The following is a 19,650-nucleotide window of genomic DNA, read 5'->3' as shown; positions in this document are numbered from 1 at the left end:
GCCAGCTGCCTTGTCGCGGCGAAAGCTGCCCGTCGTTCGTTACCTGGTCGCGCCTGGCAAACGATCATGAGTCCGTTTTTGTTAAATAACCAAAATGAGGATTGCTATGAGCACTTTCAGAACCCAGGATGGCACCCGGATCTATTACAAAGACTGGGGTACAGGTAAGCCGGTACTGTTCAGTCACGGTTGGCCGCTGGATGCGGATATGTGGGATAGCCAGCTCAATTTTCTTGCCGAACGCGGCTATCGCGTTATTGCCTTTGACCGTCGGGGCTTTGGCCGCTCGGATCAACCGTGGCAGGGCTACGATTACGATACCTTTGCCTCTGATATTAACGATTTAATTACCAGCCTCGATCTGCAAGAGGTAACGCTGGTTGGTTTCTCAATGGGCGGCGGCGATGTGGCGCGTTATATCAGCCGTTACGGCACTTCACGCGTAGCGGGACTGGTGCTTCTGGGCGCGGTTACGCCAATTTTTGGGAAAGCGGAGGATTATCCGCAGGGCGTTGATCTAAGTCTTTTCAGCGAAATTCGTGGCGCATTGCTTAAAGATCGTGCCCAGTTCATTAGCGAGTTCTCCCCAACTTTCTATGGTATTAATGCCGGACAAACGGTTTCAGACGGCGTGCTAACACAGACATTGAATATTGCGCTGCTGGCATCGCTGAAAGGCACGCTGGACTGCGTAACCGCCTTCTCAGAAACGGATTTCCGGCCAGATATGGCGAAAATTGATGTGCCAACACTGGTGATCCACGGCAGCAACGATCAGGTGGTGCCGTTTGAAACCACCGGTAAAGTAGCGGCAGGAATGATCGCGAATGCCGAACTGAAAGTCTATGAGAATGGGCCGCATGGCTTTGCTGTGACGCATCAGGATCAGCTGAACAACGATCTGCTGGCGTTCCTGCAGGCGCACTAAGCGGAAAAAGAGGATGCGTGGCATCCTCTTTAAATAAAAAACCTGTTTGTATCCGAAATAGAGGCTGATGGTAGCCGGGTAAAAAAGTCTTTCCTGACAGACCGGCTTTTTTAAAAACGTACCTTCCCGGCGCAGGGCTGAGAGATCTGTTGGTAACAGCGCACGTTTTTATACCGGTTCTATTTCTGCAAGGGAGCGATAGATCTTTAAGCCCCGTTGTTCTGCTACTTCAATATCTTTATCCGCCCCCTTTGACTCTCCTTCAATACGATATATCGCATCGCATTGTGCAATTAAGCGGTGAGCTACCGGATAAAGCATTGATTCACTAATTTCATCACCCAGATATTCTGAACCCGCCGCTTTGGCTAAAGGAAGCGCAAGCCACTCGCCAATAACAGGAACATGCCCACGTTGATAAACCTGCAACGCTGCCGCTTCCAGCCGATGAAGATTCCTGGCGATCAGGGTTTCATCGCCCTGCGTGCCGCTACGGTACGGTCCGGCAATAAGGATTAATTCTGCAGCCATATTCACCTCACATGATGCCCTTCAGGGCAAGATACTGGAGTAACATAATGGTTTTGGCATCTGTTATTTCACCGTTATCAATTGCTTTCATTGCCTGCTGAAAATTCATTTCGATCACTTCAATATCTTCGCCCTCCTCTTTAATGCCGCCGCCTGCGCCGGAAAGCTGCCCGGCGTTATACTCGGCGATAAAGAAATAAAGTTTTTCCGTGACCGACCCTGGACTCATAAAGGCTTCAAATACCTTTTGCACCTGTTCAACTTTATAACCGGTCTCTTCTTCCGCTTCGGCTTTAATACGCTTTTCAGGATCGAGGTTATCCAGTAATCCTGCTGGCGCTTCCAGCAACAGGCCGGGATGATCGTTAACGTAAACGGGAAAACGAAACTGACGCGTCAAAATAACGGTTTGCCTGCTGCGGTTATAAAGCAGGATCACCGCTCCGTTGCCCCGGTCGTAAACCTCACGGTTTTGCCGCTGCCACTCGCCGTCACGGCGCTGTAGCTCAAAGGTATATTTTTTCAGTAAATACCAGTCATCCGATAAGATTTTGCTGTCAAGAATGCGCACTTCTGCATGTTTAGCTGGCATAATTGCTCCTCCGTCGGTAAGATCGGCATATTAGCGTGCACAAACATGCATGTTCAAGTTAATTCGTGCAACCAGGAAAAAGGCCAGATGCTCACGTCGCAACGTAAACAACTTATCCTGCAAAAACTCGCCGCTGAGGGACAGGTGCTCTCTAAAGATCTTAGCGAAGCCTTCAATGTGTCAGAGGACACCATCCGCCGTGATTTACGCGAGCTTTCTGCCGAAGGCCTGCTACAGCGGGTTCACGGCGGGGCACTGCCCGCCTCCGCCGCAACCGTAACCTTTGCCGAACGTAAAAATCTGCGGCTGGATGCGAAGCGTGTTATTGCGAAAAGGGGAGCGGAGCTGATTGAGCCGGGGCAGGTCGTGATGATTGACGGCGGTACCACCACCGCCGAGCTGATTACTTTTTTACCGCACAGCCTGCAAATTACCGTGGTTACCCATAGCCCCAGCATTGCGCTTGGCCTGGCGGATCATCCGCTCATTGATGTCATTATGATCGGCGGGCGGCTGTTTAAACATTCGCTGGTTGCCGTAGGCGCGGCAGCCATTGAAAATGTCGCTAACGTGCGCGCGGATATTTTCTTTATGGGCGTAACCGGCATTCATGCCGATGCCGGACTGAGTACCGGCGACTATGAAGAGTCATGCATCAAGCGCGCGTTTTCACAGAAGGCGGCGGAAACCATCGTGCTGGCCTCGCCGGAAAAATTGAACAGTGCTTCCGCCTGGGTTATCGGCGATATTTCACTGATTAATACCATGGTGGTGGAAGAGAATACCGCAGAGCATTTGCTGTCGCCCTTTATCGCGAAAGGCGTTACGGTAATCAAAGCCTGACCGAACGCGCCGGAATGCCTGATACTCATGCTGGCGTGCCAGCTTTTCGCCTGCTAAAAATAAAAAAGTAAAATTTATTTAGACGACCGGTCTAATTAGGTCTAAGGTTAATTCATGAACAAAACCACAGCACAAAAAAATGCAGGAACCCGACAGAATATTCTTGATGCCGGCTACCGTATTATGGCCGCAAAAGGTTTTTCTGCCGTAGGATTGAATGAAATCCTGACGGCGGCTTCTGTCCCGAAAGGCTCTTTCTATAACTATTTCAGTTCAAAAGAAGCTTTTGGTGAAGCGTTGCTTGACTACTATTTTGAAGACTACTTGTCGGAGATGAGCGTGCTTTTTTCCCGACAGGACCTTACGGCAGCGCAACGGTTAATGGAATATTTTCATCAGTGGCGCAATAACCAGTCATTTGAAGATTGTCAGGGAAAGTGTCTGGCGGTCAAGCTTGGTGCCGAGGTTGCCGATTTATCGGAAGCGATGCGCGAATCGCTCAGGCGCGGTACTGCTGCCATTACGCAGCATCTGGCGGGAGCGATAAAAGCAGGTCTTGCTGACGGTTCGCTTGATACAAAAGGCGATCCTGCAGAGCTGGCCCAAAGCCTCTATCAACTCTGGCTCGGGAGCAGCGTCATGGTAAAAATTATGCGTGATGTACAGCCGTTTGATGCAGCCCTGTCAGCCACGCAGAAATTGCTTCACCCTGCCCTTTAACCCGGGCAGGCAGATAAAAAGCGCCTTCGTGGCGTTTTTTCAGGTCAGTTTTTAAGACGACCAGTCTACTTAAAGTACAGATGCGGTTCTGGCATTAAGTGTTGTTCTCTCTGTCTCCGCACAAAACGCTTTGACTGAGCAGGTAAAAAATGTGGTTCTGGTACATGGCGCTTTTGCTGATGGCTCTGGCTGGGGGCCGGTGGCCACACCGGTAAAATACCGCCAGCCAGCGAATCCATCACGCTAATGAGCCGCCCTGCCCTATCAAAAAATAGTTGCCATATCGTACTGTTAATTTATTAAATGTGGGTTATTCCAGGCGAGTAGTTCCGCCTGACCACCTTAACGTCAGTAAATACAGGGTGAATAATCAATGAAACGTTTAATATCTTTATCGATTTCGCTGATGACGTTACTGCTCACTGCCCATGCCGCCTACGCTGACAGAAATGCTTTATGGAATAAGGTGAATGAGCATTGCGTACCGGGCTATCTTAATAACGATACTTACCAGCCATGTAGCCTGGTGGACATGAATGAAAAAATTGTCATCTACAAGGTGGATAGTGATAAATATCAATACCTTCTGTTGCCAACTGATAAGATTAGTGGCATTGAGGATGTTAAATTACAACAGGATAACCAGCAAAATTACCTTTATGACGCATGGCAGGCCAGAACCTTCTTAACAGAGCGTCTTGGTCAACCTGTTCAGGAACGTTTTATTTCTTTAGCCATAAACCCCAGCAACGCCCGCAGCCAGGACCAGCTTCACATTCATATATCTTGTTTATCCAACGCGGCAAATGAGATCCTTTCAAATATAGCGCCGGGTAAAATAAACAGCGACTGGTCTGATAAAAAGTTAACTATCCCGCCTTATTCTTACTATTACAGAAAAGTAACCCTGAATGAGCTGAGCAGTAAAAATCTTTTTAAATCGATAGCAGACAAAGTGGCGCAGGAAAAAGGAAGCCTGGCGTATACGGGAGCGGCGCTGGTAAACCGGGGACCGGGGGATTTCATCCTGTTAGCTGGCGCAGGAACCCAGACGACTGGGGTCTCAGCGGAAGAGATTCAGGATCATGGATGCCAGCTTGCAGGCAAGTAACCGTGGGGCGAGGTTAGCATAACGCTCAGCAGTTGCGGCGCTAAACAGCATTAACGCCGAAATGCCGCTTTAAGCCCGCTGCGCCTTTGGCAGTGATATGTACGCAGCGGCTGCCAACATCCTTTTCTATCCAGCGCTGCTGTTCAAACCAGCTGAGCAAGGCAGCGCCCAGCGCCCCGCCGAGATGGTAACGGCGTTCGCTCCAGTCCAGGCAGGCACAGCTGAATTTTCGGCGCAAACCAGAGGGCGGCATCGCCACTCCCAATGTTGTCAGCTCTCTATTCCCTGTCCCGGTGAGTCTGTTGCCATCTACCGTGAGCCAGCCGCGCTCGGTTAGCCCCTGGTACAGGTTAACCGCCACCTCACCGGCCAGATGGTCATAACAGGTTCGGGCACGGCGCAGATAATCGGGCGTGGTAATACGCGGCGCGGCCTGGCCGCTCCAGGAGATTTCCATCAACCTTTCTAACAGATCGGCCACGGCCACGCTGCTTAAACGGTAATAGCGATGCCTTCCCTGTGCCAGGCAAACCACAAACCGTTGCGCGGTGAGTTTCGCCAGATGAGCGCTGGCCGTTGAGGGGGAGATATCCGCCGCGGCGCTCAGTTCCGTTGCCGTCCAGGCGCGTCCATCCATCAATACGCATAGCATACGGGCGCGCGACTTATCTGCCATAATGGCCGCCGTTGCTGCCAACAGATCTTCCGGCTGACAGAGATCCTGCGTGTCCGCACTCTTTTCGCTGCGTAATGCCATATTGTTTTCACCTTTTACCGTGACGCGAGCTGATACATTAATTTCAGAGGATCCGAACCACCATCTCAAGCCCCAACGCCAGCAGGCAAATCAAAAAATAGCGTTTAAACACTGCCGGAGAAATAAAGCGACGCAAACGCTGCCCGGCAAACAACCCGATCAGCGCCGGGATCACCGCTAATCCTGATATGCCCAAAGAGGCAGAGGGCAATGCCCCATGCCACCATAGCCCGGCGGCCAGAGCCAGCGTCGAACTGGTGAAAGAGATCCCCAGCGCCTGCACCAGCTCATCTTTTTCCAGCCCCAGCGCCTGTAGCCAGGGCACGGCGGGCATAACAAAAACGCCGGTAGCACCGGTCAACAGACCGGTCATGATGCCCACCGGCAGCGAAAAAAGAGATTCACCGCGCGGCGAAACGGTAAGGCTGCGCCCGGTCAGCGTCCAGAGCGCATAAACCATCAGCGCCACGCCTAATGCCAGTTGCGTATAATCACTCTGCCCTTTAGCCAGCCATCCGCAACTCAACAGTGTGGCGCTAACGATCGCTAACTGCATTGGCCACAGTCGCCGGATAAGCGCGCCGCAATGACCGCCGCCGCTTAGCTGGAAAATATTGGTGACAAATGAAGGTAACAGCAGCATCGCGGCGGCAGTGGCCGGAGAAAGCAACGATCCCAGCACGCCCATCGCTACCGTCGGCAGGCCCATACCGGTTACGCCCTTAACCAGACCAGCTAACAGAAAGGTTGTACCAGCCAGCAGCAGCGTGGCGAAATCAAGCTCCATTATGTGGTTCCTTCTCCGGCTGTGGCGCCTGCCCGCGCTCGTTTTTACCATAATCACGCATTACAGCCGCAACCCGCAGTCGGTAATGGCTGAAAATATCAACGCGCCCCGCCTGCTGCGCCGCCCGGTGTTCTTCCTGACGCCGCCAGGCGAGAATCGCCTCTTCATCCCGCCACCAGGAGAGAGATAAGATCCTCTCTGGCCGGGTCAGGCTTTGAAAACGTTCGATAGCGATGAATCCATCGATATGCATGAGCAGCGGCTTAAGATCGGCTGCCAGATCAAGATAGCGCTGTCTTTGGGATGGATAAGGTTCGGCTTCAAAAATCACGGCAAACATGGTCGGCTCCTTCTGATTGAAAACGCCAGCTTGCCGCAGGCGCGGAGCGAATGCTTCGCCGGATGACGAAGTATGCACGTTGAGCTGCCGCCAGCGTAGAGAGATGCAACACAGAAGGGATAAATAGCCGCTCCTGAGCCAGAATCGGCCTGGCTCAGGAGCGGCAGAAAAGCGATAGCTCCTGTACGGAGCCATCAGTCTGGGTTAGAAGTTATAGTTGGCGGTAACGGAGAAGTTACGCGGCGCGCCGTAAACCTGATACTGGCTTACGCTGGTATCGTAGGATTTATCAAACAGGTTATTCAGGTTCGCCTGCACCGAGAACTGTTTGGTGAACTGGTAGCGACCAAACAGATCCACCAGCGCATAGCTGCCCTGCTCTGCCCGCCAGTTACCGTTGCCCTGCGGCGCGGCAACATCCTGCCAGACATGCGTCTGCCAGTTAACGCCGCCGCCCAGCGTTAACTCTCTTAAGGCTGGCACATTGTAAGCGGCAAACAGCTTCAGGCTGGTACGCGGCAGCATCGGATTCACGGCTTTGCCGTCGCCATCTTCCGCCACGTAGCGCGTTGCGCCGAAAGTCATTTGCAGGTTATCGGTGACCGCGCCGTTAATCTCAAACTCAATGCCTTTGCTGACCGTGCCCTGCGCGGCGTAATAAGCCTGCTCGTTGGCGGTGTTCGGGATTATCTGATTGGTAGTCTGCGCGACGTTATCCTGCTCAATGCGGAACAGCGCCAGCGAGGTGGTCAGACGGCTGTTCAGCCAGTCCGCTTTGATCCCGGTTTCATAGTTTTTGCCGGTGACCGGATTCAGATAGCTGCCGTTAATATCGCGATTGGTCTGCGGATTAAAGATCGAGGTATAGCTGGCGTAAGCGGACCAGGTATCATTGATGTCATACACCAGGCCTGCATATGGCGTAACGCGATTCTTCGCCAGCTCCTGGGTCAGCGTGCTGGTGCTCCACTTGGTATAGCGCGCGCCCACAATCAGGTTCAGCGGATCGGCCAGCGAAATGCGCGTCGCCAGATAGGCTGACTTCTGATGCACCGTATCAGCCTGCGCCAGGCTTAGCGCACCCCAGTTAGTTTCAGAGAAACCGCTGTTCCAGTTGTTGTAATCGCCGACTTCCTCCGGTGAGAGGTTATCGTAGGCATTGTAATAGCGGTTGTTTTGACGGCTGTAGCTTATGCCCGTCATCAGCTCATGCTGACGGCCAAACAGCTGATAAGGGCCGCTGGTAAAAGCGTCAAGCGCATGCACTTTGCGCGTACCGGTGTTATAGCCGGTGCCGCCGACAAGATCGTCATAGCCAGGAGAACTCGCGTAAGGGCTGACCAAACGTCCGCTGTTTTTATCAACGAAGCCATCAAGATAGAGCATCTTGCTGTCGAGTTTGGTTTCCGCATGGGTGCCGTTCAGGGTGAACTGCCAGCCGTTGTCGAAGCGCTGTTTCAGCGTGGCGAATACGCGTCGGGATTCGGTATTACGATAGGCCCAGTCAGGCGCGGTATTGTCGCTGCGATCGTAGCTGACCAGGCTGCCATCGCTATACCAGCGCGGTAAGCCACCCCAGGTTGGGCGGTCGGCATTATCTTCCTGGTAATCGTAACCCACCGATAAGGTGGTGGAATCGGTAAGATCCGCATCCACCACGCCATAAATGAATTTTCTGTTGTTGCTGTAGTTATCGATATAACTGTTTCTGTCCTGATAACCGGCCACCACGCGTCCACGTACGTTGCCTGATTCGGTTAACGGCGCAGAGAGATCAACCACGTAGCGCTGTTTGTCCCAGCTGCCGTAGCTGGCGGAGACATTGCCGACAAACTCGCGGCTGTCGGCATGCTTACGGATCATATTCACCGACGCTGACGGGTTGCCGGTGCCGCTCATCAGGCCGGTCGCGCCGCGTACTACTTCGATACGGTCATACATAGCGGTATCGGAAGAGGCGTCGTTCAGGTTCCAGCGCTCTTCAAACACGGTTGGAATGTCATCAACCAGGTAGTTATCAATCATAAACCCGCGTGAATAGAAAGTTTTGCGATCGAGATCGGCTACTTTCTCCGATACGCCGGTGGTGCTTTTTAATACGTCGCCCAGCGACTGCATCTGCTGATCCTGCATGCGCTGTTTGCTGACAATGCTAACCGATTGCGGAATATCACGCGCGGTTAAGGTCATTTTGGTGCCCGCCTGGGTGACCGGCACGCTGTAATCGTTTTGCGTTGGGTTATCTTCGCTTTCGGCAGCGGCATCCACCACCAGCGTCTCTTCCTGCACAGCCGCATACGCCGCGTGGCCGTGCAGCGCGATAGCGATCAACGCGGCCAGAGAAGTGATAGTCCGTTTGGCTTTCATGTTTCCGCTAAGGCGGATTTCCCCGGTATTAACTGAAATCAGACGCATTTTTTACCTTCGAGAGTTTTTATTTTTCCGTTTGCCCGACCGTATGCGCTTTCTCAATCTGAATAAGGCCTACGCTAAGGCAGTTTTCCCTGAGCCAGTAAATGTCTGGCGCAATATCAATCCCTGTCGGCTTAGCGGATCCAATGGATACGTAAAAAATCATTTCACCGCCAACAATGAGAATGAGAAATTTAATCATTTTCATTACGGATGTAAATGCGTATTACAGAATTGTCTGGAGAGAAGCGGATGAGTGACAGTAAAAGGTAAAGAGGCGGATTTAGTGAGGGGAAAACGTTGTTCCCCGATCATCACCGGGGAAACCTTAAGAAACTGGGCTGGAGCCGCTTTTTACCGGGCGTCTGAAGCCGGACGCTGGCGTGCGGTTAAGCCGCGCAGGAAATAACGCAGAAACTGATCGCCGCATTCGCGGTAGTTTTTGTGATCCGGCGCCCGCATCATGGCGGTAATTTCCGGCATAGAGATACGGAATTGCTGAGAAGTGAGAATGTCCAGAATATCGTCAGTTTTCAACGCGAAGGCGATGCGCAGCTTTTTAAGAATAATGTTGTTATTTATGCGGCGATCAACTTTCAGCGGCGTCATACTCTCATCTTTGCCGCGCTTATGATAAATCAGGCCGTTCAGGAAGCCGCTCATCAGCACGTCGGGACACACAACAAAGCCCTCTTCTTCCTCTTTCAGCATATAGCTGGCCATCTGCTCAACGGGAATCGCCATATCGGCCAGCGCCAGGATCGCGACCATGTCATTATTGTTGAGCTTTAGCATGTAGCGCAGGCTACGCAGTACGTCATTATTTATCATCGCGATGATTCCTTACCCTTGCGGCATTTAAAGCGGGCAGTATAGCGATCTCTGCGCTGATGACGAGTAAAACTACACGCTTTTGCTCTCAAAGAACGTGGGTAACAGCAGGGATTGGTGCAGGCTGGCAGGGTAAAACAGCCGCCCTGCGGATACAGGCGCGGCCAGGGAAAAGGATTAGTTTTCCAGCTTGTAGTTCAGGGTGATTTCGGCGTTCAGCACCTGTGAAACCGGGCAGCCCGCTTTGGCCTTATTGATGATTTCATCAAAGGCGGCGTTATCAATTCCTGGTAGCTTAATATGGCTGTCGAGAGCAATTTTGGTGATAGCAAAGCCTTCGCCCTGCTTATCCAGCGAAACATCCGCCGTGGTATCAATACTCTGCGGCGTATGGCCTGCCTGACCCAGCATCATAGAGAGCGCCATTGAGAAGCACGCGGCATGCGCTGCGCCAATCAGCTCTTCCGGGTTAGTGCCCGGTTGATCTTCAAAGCGGGTATTAAAACCGTACGGTTGCTGGCTCAGCGCGCCGCTTTCAGTAGAGACTGTGCCTTTACCGCGTTTTAGATCGCCTTCCCAGTGTGCCTGACCCTTCTTATGAATCGTCATTTTTCCTCCGGTTTTACTGAAATGTACTATCAGTATAGTTAACCCGCTGCGTATCGCCTGTTGGCGGCGGCGCTATTGCCTTGTCATGCAGGGCTAACCCACGTGCAGCGGGCCTGACGGGCGGCAGAAAAAATGTAACTAACAAAGAATGAGGGAGGGACAACATGTTTCAGAAAGATGATTTCGTCCAGGCCAAAACCGGCGGCCCCAAAATGCAGGTAATGCGCGTCGAAGGCGAAATGCTCTGGTGCGCCCGCCTTGACGATGCGGATAAAAAAGAGATCGAGATCCCAGCCAGTTCAGTTAATCCTTATCATGAAGATGGCGACTTTGGCGTGTGCTGACTATCCGGCAGCCTGAATGATAACGGGCTGCCTTCTTAGCGCCGTGCCGCGACGTTAAAATAAAAAAACTTTTTTACCAGGATGTGGGTATGAGCGTGAAATTACGTCCGCTTGAGCGGGAGGATCTGCACTTTGTACATCAGCTGGATAACAACGCCAGCGTGATGCGTTACTGGTTCGAGGAGCCGTACGAGGCGTTTGTTGAGCTGTCCGATCTCTATAACAAACATATTCACGATCAGAGCGAGCGCCGCTTTGTGGTGGAAAACGGCGGCGAAAAAGTGGGACTGGTTGAGCTGGTAGAGATCAATCATGTGCATCGGCGCGCCGAGTTCCAGATCATTATCGATCCCCTGCACCAGGGCAAAGGGCTGGCGAGTCAGGCGGCGAAGCTGGCAATGGACTACGGCTTTTCTGTGCTGAACCTGTATAAACTCTACCTGATTGTTGATCAGGAGAATGAAAAGGCGATCCATATTTACAGCAAGCTGGGCTTTGAGATCGAAGGCGTACTGCGGCACGAATTTTTTATTAATGGTGAATACCGTAACACTATTCGCATGTGTATTTTCCAGCATCAGTATCTGGAGAGGCATAAAACCCATCCCGGTGCGATGGTAAAACCCACCGCCCAGTAAAAGATAAGCAGCGTGCGGGTTAAACCTGCACGCTGCAACCGTTAGCGATTTATCAGCCGGCGCGTGCGCCGACCGGGTTGATCACCGGCTGGATCTGGTCGGGGACGATGTTATACATGCCGCCGTAAAACGGATCCACCAGCAGCCAGCCAGGGAAGCCACCCAACGGAATATTACCCAGGATATACCACAGGTTCGCCTTCTCTCTTAACGGCAGCGTTAGCGGAACGTAACCGGGACGCTCCATCATCACCAGATAGCTCTTCTTACCGAAATAGCGGCCGTTAGACTTCTCCAGCACCACGGTTTTTGGGGTCACCCCCTCCGCCACCGCACGTCCGGTTTCATCCTGTACGACAAAGGTTGCACCCTGCGGAATCGAATCGATTCGCACACTTTGCGTTTCCGAGCCGACAATAGTGGCGCAGCCGCTGAGCAGCGTTGCCGCCGCCAGCGCCAGTAACAGGCGTTTCATACGCTTTCCTGAATTTTACGGTTTGGTACTAGTTTAATCGGCAACGCGTCACTTTTCCTTAGTGCCCGAATTCCTTTCCAGGCACCAGAAGGGGAAAAAAGCGTTATTGATGGAGGCAGCCACGCGCCAGCGCGGCGATATCCTGCGGCGTGGTACGGCAGCAGCCGCCGATAATCTGCGCGCCTGCGTGCAGCCATTCACTCATCTTATCCTGCAACGAACAGCCCGCAGGGGCGCTGTGCCAGCTTTTGCTGACCGCATCGTACTGCTCGCCGGAATTGGGATAAACCAGTAGCGGCTTCGACGTTAAACGGCGCAGCGTAACGAGCGCTGGCGTCACCTTTTCCAGTGCGATGCAGTTAATGCCCAGCGCCACCGCCTGCGGACAATCATTGAGTAATGCTGACACCGCCGTTAACGGCGTACCGTCGGACAGATGTTCACTGTCGCGCAGGGTAAACGAGAACCAGGCAGGCATGGTGGGGAATTCCGCCAGCAGCGTCACCAGCGCCTCAAGCTCGGCATAAGAAGGCAGCGTTTCACAGGCCAGCAGGTCGATGCCGGAACCGGCCAACGCCTCGACGCGCGGGCGATGAAACGCCATCATCTCTTCTTGCGGCAACGCATAGTCGCCGCGATATTCCGCGCCGTTGGCGAGAAAAGCGCCGTAAGGCCCTACCGATCCCGCCACCAGCAGCGGTGCCGCCTGCGGTTGCTGCGCCAGGTAGTCGTTGCGCGCACGCAACGCCAGCTCAGCGCTGCGGATAATCAGCTCGCGTGACTGTAGCTCGCTCAGGCCGCGGGCGGCAAAGCCCTGCGGCGTCGCCTGATAGCTGGCGGTGATGGCGCACTGCGCCCCGGCGGCAAAATAGTCGTAGTGCACCTGATAAATCAACTGTGGATCTTCCATTAGCACTTTGGCTGACCACAGCGCATCGGCCAGCTGGCATCCACGCGCCTCCAGCTCCGTTGCCAGCGCGCCATCCAGAATCAGCGTATCGCGACGCTGGAGAAGATCGGCAATGGGATCAAATAGCATGTTCCGTTTCCTTAGCGCTTTCCCGCTTGTTACGTTTTGTTAGCCAGTAAGCACCATAGCAGATCGCCACAAAAGGCAAACCACACCATAGCGCGATGCGCTGTTCCGGATCGAAAGCCAGCCCGACACAGGCCAGCAGACAGAGCGCAAAACCCAGAATCGGCGTCAGCGGAAACCAGGGCGCGCGAAATTGCAGCCCGGAGAGCGGTCGCCCTTCGCGCAGGTATTGACGCCGGAAAGCGTAATGGGATGCGCAGATGCTGAGCCAGACCGCTACCACGGCAAAGCCGGAGATAGCGGAAAGCGCCACATAAACGGTATCGGCCGCCACCACGCTGGAGAACAGCGCCAGCAGACCGCCCAGCATACTGGCGCTAATCGCTACCAGCGGAATACCCCGCCGCGTCAGGCGCGAAAAACAGCGCGGCAGCGTGCCTTCATTAGACAATGACCACAGCATGCGCCCTGAGGCATAGAGGCCGGAATTAGCCGCCGAGAGGATGGCCGTCAGGATAACAAAGTTAAAAATATCCGCCGCCCAGGGGAGACCAATCTTTTCAAACACCAGAACAAACGGGCTTTTCACGATGCCCGCCTGCTCCATCGGGATCAGCGCCGCCAGAATCAGTACGGTACCGATAAAGAAAATAATCAGCCGCGCAACGGTAGTGCGAATCGCCAGCGGCAGCACTTTTTGCGGATTTTCCGTTTCACCGGCGGCAATGCCAATCAGCTCGGTGCCGGAGAAGGCGAAGTTAACCGCCACCATGGTCATCAGGATCGGCAACGCGCCGTGCGGCAGCCAGCCGGAGGCGGTGAGATTATGGAAAAACGGCGCGGGCGTGCCATCTTTTAGCGGGATCAGGCCAAATACCGCGCCGCCGCCAAGAACAATAAATGCCAGAATGGTGATCACTTTGATCAGCGAGAACCAGAACTCCCCTTCAGCGAAGAAGCGGGTAGAAATGACATTCAGCAGAAAGATCGCCAGACAAAAAACCAGGCACCAGAGCCAGACCGGCGTTTGTGGAAACCAGTACTGCATACAGAAGCCGGCCGCCGTCAGGCTGGAACCCAGCGCGACGGTCCAGGTCAGCCAGTAGAGCCAGGCGACGGTATAACCGGTAGCAGGACTCAGGTAGCGGGAAGCATACACGTGGAAAGCACCGGTTTCCGGCATCGCCACCGACAACTCGCCCAGCGACTGCATCACCAGCCAGACCACCAGCGCACCGATCAGGTACGCCAGTAGCGTTCCTGCCGCACCGGTAGTGGAAATGATATAGCCGGTATTGAAAAACAGACCGGTGCCAATCACACCGCCCAGGGAAAGCATCACCAAATGGCGCGCTTTCATACTGCGTTTAAATTGTCCGCCTTGCGGCTGTTCTGACTGCATGGTTTCTTATCCGTATGGACGTCTAAACTTCTAAATGTGGCAAAGTTTATACCTGTCCATGCAGCAGAATGCAACGTAGCAAACGCGATAGCTTAACGCCCTGTGGGAAAGACGTTAATCGAACATACTCTGTAAATAGCGTTCCAGCGCGGCGCGCGAGCTAAAACCGTGCGGAATGCCGTAGTGATCCTGAGTATCACCCACAAGGTACATCGGGAAGCGCGTGTAGTGATCGCAGGTCTTGATATCTGACGCCGGGTCCGCATAATTCAGGCTTTTTTCTTTCAGCGTCGGATGAATGACCAGTGCGGTTCGCCCCAGGCGCGCTTCGCGGTTGACGTAAACATAGTTTTCGCCACGGCGGTAGCCATAGGTTTTCGGCGTCACGGTATCCATTTCAAAGCCAGCTTTTTCCAGAACGCGTGCCACCTCATCTGGTCGTAAATACATGCTTGATCCTCTCAATCTTATAAAGCTTCGCAACCTTACATCAGCGCAGCAGCCAGGGACATTCAGAATTATCCAGAAAGTCCGCTGCCGGAGACCTTTAGCGCTGCGCTTACAGGGAATGGTCTACACTAAGTATTACGTTATTCAGCAAAGGGAGAGGAAAAATGTCTAAACAAACGGTAAAAAATGACGAATTAGACGTGCATCAGGACGTTTCTGTACTGGCGGATGCGCTGGACGATTTACTCAAATCCTACGGCAGCAAAACCAAAGAGGATATTGAGGAAGCGCGCAGCAAAGCAGAAGCGCTGCTGAAAGAGACCCGCGCTAAAATTCATGGGCGTAGCCGCGTACGTCAGGCTGCGCGCGACGCAGGCCAGCAGGTTGATACCTGGATTCATGATAAACCCTGGCACGGCGCAGGCGTTGGTGCTGCTATCGGTATCTTTATCGGCGCGCTGCTGGCTTCTCGTCGCTAATCACCCCGCTCTGCATTCTCTCCCCGCCACGTGCGGGGATTTTTTTGTCTGAAAATTTTTTCCAGCGCTGGCGCGCCCTGCGCCATGATTTGCCGTTAGGCCTGAAATCTCCATGGTTGAAAATCAAAAACGCTACATCTAGTATTAAAATCATCAAGAACACACAACACCTTGTAATCACCACGTGGCAGGCGTGTCGTGTGGCGCATAATGTAGCACAGGGTTTCAGGACGCCTAAAGGAAATACGAATCATGCTCATTACTATTTACACTAAAAACAACTGTATGCAGTGCACCGCCACCAAAAACATGATGGATAAACTGGGATTGACCTGGCAGTTGATTAATCTGGACGACGAGCCTGACGCTATCGAGAACCTGAAGGCGTTGGGCTACCGTCAGCTACCGGTTGTGATGGTCGATGGTGAACACTGGAGCGGTTTCCGCCCCGATAAGTTGATGCGTCTGGCGCAGCCGCAGCGGGCGCTGGGGTGATCGCATGCTGGTCTACTTCTCCAGCCAGTCGGAAAACACCCACCGGTTCGTTACCCGGCTCGGCCTGCCGTCGCGCCGCATTCCGTTAGATAAAGCGCAACGCCTGCAGGTAGATCGGCCTTTTATTCTGGTGGTACCCAGCTACGGCGGTGGTAGCGTGCGCGGCGCGGTACCCGCTCAGGTTATTCAGTTTCTTAATGATGCAGCCAATCGTCGGCTGTTGCGCGGCGTGATTGCCGCAGGCAACCGCAACTTCGGCGCAGGCTTTTGCCTGGCTGGCGACATCATTGCGCAAAAATGTCAGGTTCCCTACCTTTACCGCTTCGAGCTAATGGGAACCCCTGACGATATCGCCAACGTTAAAGCGGGAGTGACCCAATTTTGGCAACAACAGACAGCCCACAGCTAGCGCCCGATTATCATGCGCTGAACGCCATGCTCAATCTTTATGATGAGCAGGGGAATATCCAGTTTGATAAAGATCGTGAGGCGGCGCGCCAGTTCTGGCTGCAGCAGGTGATCCCCAACAGCGTGTCTTTCGACTCGCTCACGGCGCGGCTGCAGTATCTGGTAGCGGAAGGCTACTACGAAGCGGACGTGTTGAACGCTTATCCCTTTGAATTTGTCTGCCAGCTGTTTGAGCGGGCGGCGGGTTGGGGTTTTCGCTTTGACACCTTTTTAGGCGCCTGGAAATTTTTTACCAGCTATGCGCTCAAGACGTTCGACGGCAAACGCTACCTCGAAGATTTTCCCGACCGCGTCTGTATGGTGGCGCTGACGCTGGCGCAGGGCGACAGCAAATTAGCCACGGCGCTGATGGAAGAGATGCTTTCCGGCCGCTTCCAGCCGGCAACGCCAACGTTTCTTAACTGCGGCAAGCAGCAGCGCGGCGAGCTGGTCTCCTGCTTTTTATTGCGTATCGAAGACAATATGGAGTCGATTGGTCGCGCGGTAAATTCCGCGCTGCAGCTGTCAAAACGCGGCGGCGGTGTGGCCTTCCTGCTCTCTAACCTGCGTGAAGCGGGCGCACCGATTAAGCGTATTGAAAATCAGTCTTCCGGCGTGATCCCGGTAATGAAAATGCTGGAAGACGCCTTTTCCTACGCCAATCAGCTTGGGGCGCGCCAGGGTGCAGGCGCAGTTTATCTGCATGCCCATCATCCCGATATTTTGCGCTTTCTTGATACCAAACGGGAAAATGCGGATGAGAAAATCCGTATCAAAACGTTGTCGCTCGGCGTGGTGATCCCGGATGTTACTTTCCGTCTGGCGAAAGAGAATCAGCCCATGGCCCTTTTCTCGCCGTATGACGTAGAGCGCCTGTATGGCCAGGCGTTTGCCGACATCAGCGTCAGCGAAAAATATGATGAGATGCTGGCGGACGAGCGTATCCGTAAAACCTTTATCGATGCGCGCGAGTTCTTCCAGACGCTGGCGGAGATCCAGTTCGAATCGGGTTATCCCTATCTGATGTTCGAGGATACGGTTAACCGCGCCAACCCGGTGCAGGGCCGCATCAATATGAGCAATCTCTGCTCGGAGATCCTGCAGGTGAATAGCTCTTCCAGCTACCATGACGATCTCAGCTATCGCCATATCGGGAAGGATATCTCCTGTAATCTCGGCTCATTGAATATTGCCCACGCGATGGATTCCGGCAATCTGGCGCGTACCGTTGAGATCGCGGTGCGCGGCCTGAGCGCCGTATCCGATATGAGCCATATTCACTCGGTGCCTTCAATAGAGCATGGCAACGCGCAATCACATGCCATTGGCCTTGGACAGATGAACCTGCACGGTTATCTGGCGCGGGAAGGGATCGCTTACGGTTCGCCGGAGGCGCTGGATTTTACCAACCTCTATTTTTACTGCATCACTTACCATGCGCTGCGCACGTCAAACCAGCTGGCGCGAGAGAGAAAGCAGCGCTTTGCCGGTTTTGAACAGTCGCGCTACGCCAGCGGCGACTATTTTACCCGCTACATTGAGCTGGCCTGGCTACCACGTACCGGGCGCATTGCCCAACTGTTTGCCGGGGCAGGCATCGCCCTGCCGACCCAGGCGGACTGGATAGCATTGCGGGAAGCGGTGATGCGCGACGGCCTCTACAACCAAAATCTGCAGGCGATCCCGCCAACCGGATCGATCTCTTATATCAATCACGCCACGTCGAGCATTCATCCTATCGTCTCGCGCATCGAAATCCGTAAGGAGGGCAAGACCGGACGCGTTTACTATCCGGCTCCCTTCCTGACCAATGAGAATTTCGCGCAATGGCAGGATGCGTATGAGATTGGCCCGGAGGCGATTATCGATACCTATGCGGAAGCGACCCGCCATGTCGATCAGGGGCTGTCGCTGACGCTGTTCTTCCGCGATAACGTCACCACGCGCGATATTAACCGCGCTCAGATCTACGCATGGAAGAAAGGGATCAAAACCCTTTATTACATTCGCCTGCGGCAGATGGCGCTGGAAGGCACTGAGGTGCAGGGTTGCGTTTCCTGCTCGCTATAAACTGAATTGATGGATCGAGTTATGCAAAACCTTAAGCGCATCCAGGCGATAAACTGGAACCGCATCGACGATGAGAAAGATTTGGAGGTCTGGAACCGCCTGACCACCAATTTCTGGCTGCCGGAGAAGGTGCCGCTTTCTAACGACTTACCGGCATGGAATAGCCTGAGCAAAACAGAGCAGCAGCTGACGATCCGCGTTTTTACCGGCCTGACGCTACTGGACACCTTGCAAAACAGCGTCGGCGCACCTGCGCTGATGGTTGATGCGCTAACGCCGCACGAAGAGGCGGTGATGTCCAATATCAGCTTTATGGAAGCGGTACATGCGCGCTCTTACAGCTCGATTTTCTCTACGCTTTGTCCGGTTAACGAAGTGGATGCTGCCTATAGCTGGAGCGAAAGCTGCGGCCCGTTGCAGAATAAAGCCGATCTGATCCACCAGCACTACTGCGCCGACGATCCGCTGAAAAAGAAGATCGCCAGCGTCTTTCTTGAGTCGTTTCTTTTCTATTCCGGTTTCTGGCTGCCGATGTACTGGTCAAGCCGTGGCAAGCTTACGAATACCGCCGACCTTATCCGCCTGATTATTCGTGATGAAGCGGTGCATGGCTACTATATAGGCTATAAATATCAGAAAGCACTGGAAAAAGCCGATCCGGTGCGTCGTGATGCGCTGCAGCAGTTTGCCGTTGAGCTGCTGATGGCGCTGTATGACAACGAGATGGCGTACACCGAGGCGTTATATGGCGAAACGCCGTGGCTGGAGGAGGTCAAAGCCTTCCTGCACTATAACGCCAATAAGGCGCTAATGAATTTGGGTTATGAGGCGCTGTTCCCGGCAGAAATGACCCAGGTTAACCCGGCGATTTTAAGCGCGCTGTCACCAAATGCTGATGAGAATCACGATTTCTTTTCCGGCTCCGGCTCCTCATATGTAATGGGCAAAGCGGTGGATACCGAAGATGAAGACTGGGACTTTTAAATAACGTTTGGGCGCACCTCCGCGCCCTTTTCCTCTCTAACGCGTCAGCCATTAAAATAACGGTTATTTCTCTGCGAACTTTCGCTATAAATAATGGCTATTTTCCATTTCTTCGCCTGTAATTTATCACCGGCATCCAGCAGAAAATAATGGCAAAACCGCGCGCCCCTGCTCACTTATTTCATCTTTTTTTAGCCTGCAATTATTTCCCCGTAGCCCCTGACCCTTCTGACCTGACGCGAGATCCGCATCTCAAAGCATGACACTCAGCGCCGCGCAAAGGGTTGCCTGAGATTCTAAGTATGTTAGGGTATAGGCCGCTTTAATTTCACCAGGACAAGTATTAGCGAAAATAATTAACCAACCAGG

The 19,650-nt window shown here is 53.4% G+C and carries 23 protein-coding genes; 11 read left to right on the top strand and 12 right to left on the bottom strand.

The annotated features are described in order from the left end of the window. Nucleotides 1-106: 106 nt before the first annotated feature. Nucleotides 107-928, top strand: a complete 822-nt coding sequence (locus ACQE3Z_RS00210; protein WP_426971541.1) for an alpha/beta fold hydrolase — start codon at nt 107-109, stop codon at nt 926-928. Between the two features lie 168 nt (nt 929-1,096). On the opposite strand, the gene ACQE3Z_RS00205 is transcribed toward ACQE3Z_RS00210, so the two are convergent. Then, complete coding sequence (locus tag ACQE3Z_RS00205) at nt 1,097-1,459, bottom strand: NUDIX hydrolase (RefSeq protein ID WP_426971540.1); 363 nt, start codon at nt 1,457-1,459, stop codon at nt 1,097-1,099. Between the two features lie 7 nt (nt 1,460-1,466). Further along, nucleotides 1,467-2,051, bottom strand: coding sequence for an NUDIX domain-containing protein (locus ACQE3Z_RS00200; protein WP_426971539.1), 585 nt, complete (start codon nt 2,049-2,051; stop codon nt 1,467-1,469). A gap of 87 nt (nt 2,052-2,138) precedes the next feature. Here ACQE3Z_RS00200 and ACQE3Z_RS00195 point away from each other — a divergent pair, with 87 nt between their 5' ends. The 3 genes from ACQE3Z_RS00195 to ACQE3Z_RS00185 all read left to right on the top strand — a co-directional run bounded on the left by ACQE3Z_RS00195 (nt 2,139) and on the right by ACQE3Z_RS00185 (nt 4,725). Further along, nucleotides 2,139-2,894 carry a DeoR/GlpR family DNA-binding transcription regulator gene (locus ACQE3Z_RS00195; RefSeq protein ID WP_426971538.1) on the top strand — a complete coding sequence of 252 codons (756 nt, stop codon included), beginning with the start codon at nt 2,139-2,141 and terminating at the stop codon, nt 2,892-2,894. Between the two features lie 114 nt (nt 2,895-3,008). Then, nucleotides 3,009-3,614 (top strand): TetR/AcrR family transcriptional regulator, encoded by a 606-nt coding sequence (locus ACQE3Z_RS00190; protein ID WP_426971537.1) that lies wholly within the window; start codon nt 3,009-3,011, stop codon nt 3,612-3,614. A 373-nt stretch (nt 3,615-3,987) separates the two neighbouring features. Beyond that, nucleotides 3,988-4,725, top strand: a complete 738-nt coding sequence (locus ACQE3Z_RS00185) for a CDP-diacylglycerol diphosphatase (protein ID WP_426971536.1) — start codon at nt 3,988-3,990, stop codon at nt 4,723-4,725. Nucleotides 4,726-4,765: 40 nt separating this feature from the next. Here ACQE3Z_RS00185 and ACQE3Z_RS00180 read toward each other — a convergent pair whose 3' ends face one another. The 6 genes from ACQE3Z_RS00180 to ACQE3Z_RS00155 form a co-directional block, all read right to left on the bottom strand. Beyond that, on the bottom strand, nt 4,766-5,482 hold the full coding sequence (locus ACQE3Z_RS00180) for an ArsR/SmtB family transcription factor (RefSeq protein ID WP_426971535.1): 717 nt from the start codon (nt 5,480-5,482) through the stop codon (nt 4,766-4,768). A 43-nt stretch (nt 5,483-5,525) separates the two neighbouring features. Next, complete coding sequence (locus ACQE3Z_RS00175) at nt 5,526-6,269, bottom strand: sulfite exporter TauE/SafE family protein (RefSeq protein ID WP_426971534.1); 744 nt, start codon at nt 6,267-6,269, stop codon at nt 5,526-5,528. Continuing rightward, a complete protein-coding gene (locus ACQE3Z_RS00170) occupies nt 6,259-6,609 on the bottom strand; it encodes an antibiotic biosynthesis monooxygenase family protein (RefSeq protein WP_426971532.1) in 351 nt (116 codons plus the stop codon). The genes ACQE3Z_RS00175 and ACQE3Z_RS00170 overlap by 11 nt, the downstream gene beginning before the upstream one ends. 204 nt (nt 6,610-6,813) lie before the next feature. Further along, the gene (gene fhuE, locus ACQE3Z_RS00165) at nt 6,814-8,976 is read right to left on the bottom strand and encodes a ferric-rhodotorulic acid/ferric-coprogen receptor FhuE (RefSeq protein WP_426973018.1); all 2,163 of its coding nucleotides are present in this window, start codon (nt 8,974-8,976) and stop codon (nt 6,814-6,816) included. A gap of 399 nt (nt 8,977-9,375) precedes the next feature. Beyond that, on the bottom strand, nt 9,376-9,852 hold the full coding sequence (locus tag ACQE3Z_RS00160; RefSeq protein WP_426971531.1) for a DUF1456 family protein: 477 nt from the start codon (nt 9,850-9,852) through the stop codon (nt 9,376-9,378). A 177-nt stretch (nt 9,853-10,029) separates the two neighbouring features. Continuing rightward, the gene (locus ACQE3Z_RS00155) at nt 10,030-10,461 is read right to left on the bottom strand and encodes an OsmC family protein (RefSeq protein WP_250650686.1); all 432 of its coding nucleotides are present in this window, start codon (nt 10,459-10,461) and stop codon (nt 10,030-10,032) included. A 164-nt stretch (nt 10,462-10,625) separates the two neighbouring features. Here ACQE3Z_RS00155 and ACQE3Z_RS00150 point away from each other — a divergent pair, with 164 nt between their 5' ends. After that, nucleotides 10,626-10,805 carry a DUF2158 domain-containing protein gene (locus tag ACQE3Z_RS00150; RefSeq protein WP_426971530.1) on the top strand — a complete coding sequence of 60 codons (180 nt, stop codon included), beginning with the start codon at nt 10,626-10,628 and terminating at the stop codon, nt 10,803-10,805. Between the two features lie 89 nt (nt 10,806-10,894). Next, a complete protein-coding gene (gene speG / locus ACQE3Z_RS00145; protein WP_085070574.1) occupies nt 10,895-11,443 on the top strand; it encodes a spermidine N1-acetyltransferase in 549 nt (182 codons plus the stop codon). Between the two features lie 52 nt (nt 11,444-11,495). Here speG and ACQE3Z_RS00140 read toward each other — a convergent pair whose 3' ends face one another. From ACQE3Z_RS00140 to ACQE3Z_RS00125, 4 genes are all read right to left on the bottom strand, one after another. Next, nucleotides 11,496-11,918 carry a hypothetical protein gene (locus ACQE3Z_RS00140; protein ID WP_426971529.1) on the bottom strand — a complete coding sequence of 141 codons (423 nt, stop codon included), beginning with the start codon at nt 11,916-11,918 and terminating at the stop codon, nt 11,496-11,498. Between the two features lie 103 nt (nt 11,919-12,021). Further along, entirely contained in the window at nt 12,022-12,957 is a 936-nt protein-coding gene (gene mmuM, locus ACQE3Z_RS00135) for a homocysteine S-methyltransferase (protein WP_426971528.1), read from the bottom strand. Further along, nucleotides 12,947-14,356, bottom strand: a complete 1,410-nt coding sequence (mmuP, locus tag ACQE3Z_RS00130) for an S-methylmethionine permease (RefSeq protein ID WP_085070568.1) — start codon at nt 14,354-14,356, stop codon at nt 12,947-12,949. Before mmuP ends, mmuM begins: the two co-directional genes overlap by 11 nt. Nucleotides 14,357-14,470: 114 nt before the next feature. Further along, nucleotides 14,471-14,806, bottom strand: a complete 336-nt coding sequence (locus ACQE3Z_RS00125) for a DUF2002 family protein (RefSeq protein WP_085070567.1) — start codon at nt 14,804-14,806, stop codon at nt 14,471-14,473. A gap of 164 nt (nt 14,807-14,970) precedes the next feature. Between ACQE3Z_RS00125 and ACQE3Z_RS00120 the strand changes: the two genes are divergently transcribed. From ACQE3Z_RS00120 to nrdF, 5 genes are all read left to right on the top strand, one after another. Then, entirely contained in the window at nt 14,971-15,285 is a 315-nt protein-coding gene (locus ACQE3Z_RS00120) for a DUF883 family protein (protein WP_085070566.1), read from the top strand. Nucleotides 15,286-15,537: 252 nt separating this feature from the next. Then, a complete protein-coding gene (gene nrdH, locus ACQE3Z_RS00115) occupies nt 15,538-15,780 on the top strand; it encodes a glutaredoxin-like protein NrdH (RefSeq protein WP_426971527.1) in 243 nt (80 codons plus the stop codon). Between the two features lie 4 nt (nt 15,781-15,784). Continuing rightward, entirely contained in the window at nt 15,785-16,189 is a 405-nt protein-coding gene (gene nrdI, locus ACQE3Z_RS00110) for a class Ib ribonucleoside-diphosphate reductase assembly flavoprotein NrdI (RefSeq protein ID WP_426971525.1), read from the top strand. Beyond that, nucleotides 16,162-18,297, top strand: a complete 2,136-nt coding sequence (gene nrdE, locus ACQE3Z_RS00105) for a class 1b ribonucleoside-diphosphate reductase subunit alpha (protein WP_426971524.1) — start codon at nt 16,162-16,164, stop codon at nt 18,295-18,297. The genes nrdI and nrdE overlap by 28 nt, the downstream gene beginning before the upstream one ends. Before the next feature lie 21 nt (nt 18,298-18,318). Next, nucleotides 18,319-19,281, top strand: coding sequence for a class 1b ribonucleoside-diphosphate reductase subunit beta (nrdF, locus tag ACQE3Z_RS00100; RefSeq protein ID WP_426971522.1), 963 nt, complete (start codon nt 18,319-18,321; stop codon nt 19,279-19,281). The last annotated feature ends 369 nt before the right edge of the window (nt 19,282-19,650 follow it).

Source organism: Pantoea sp. FN0307, from assembly GCF_050113815.1.
In the GTDB taxonomy this organism is placed as follows: Bacteria; Pseudomonadota; Gammaproteobacteria; order Enterobacterales; family Enterobacteriaceae; genus Mixta; species Mixta alhagi.
The sequence above is the reverse complement of the archived record's forward strand: the minus strand, read 5'-3'. Positions and strand labels throughout refer to the sequence as shown.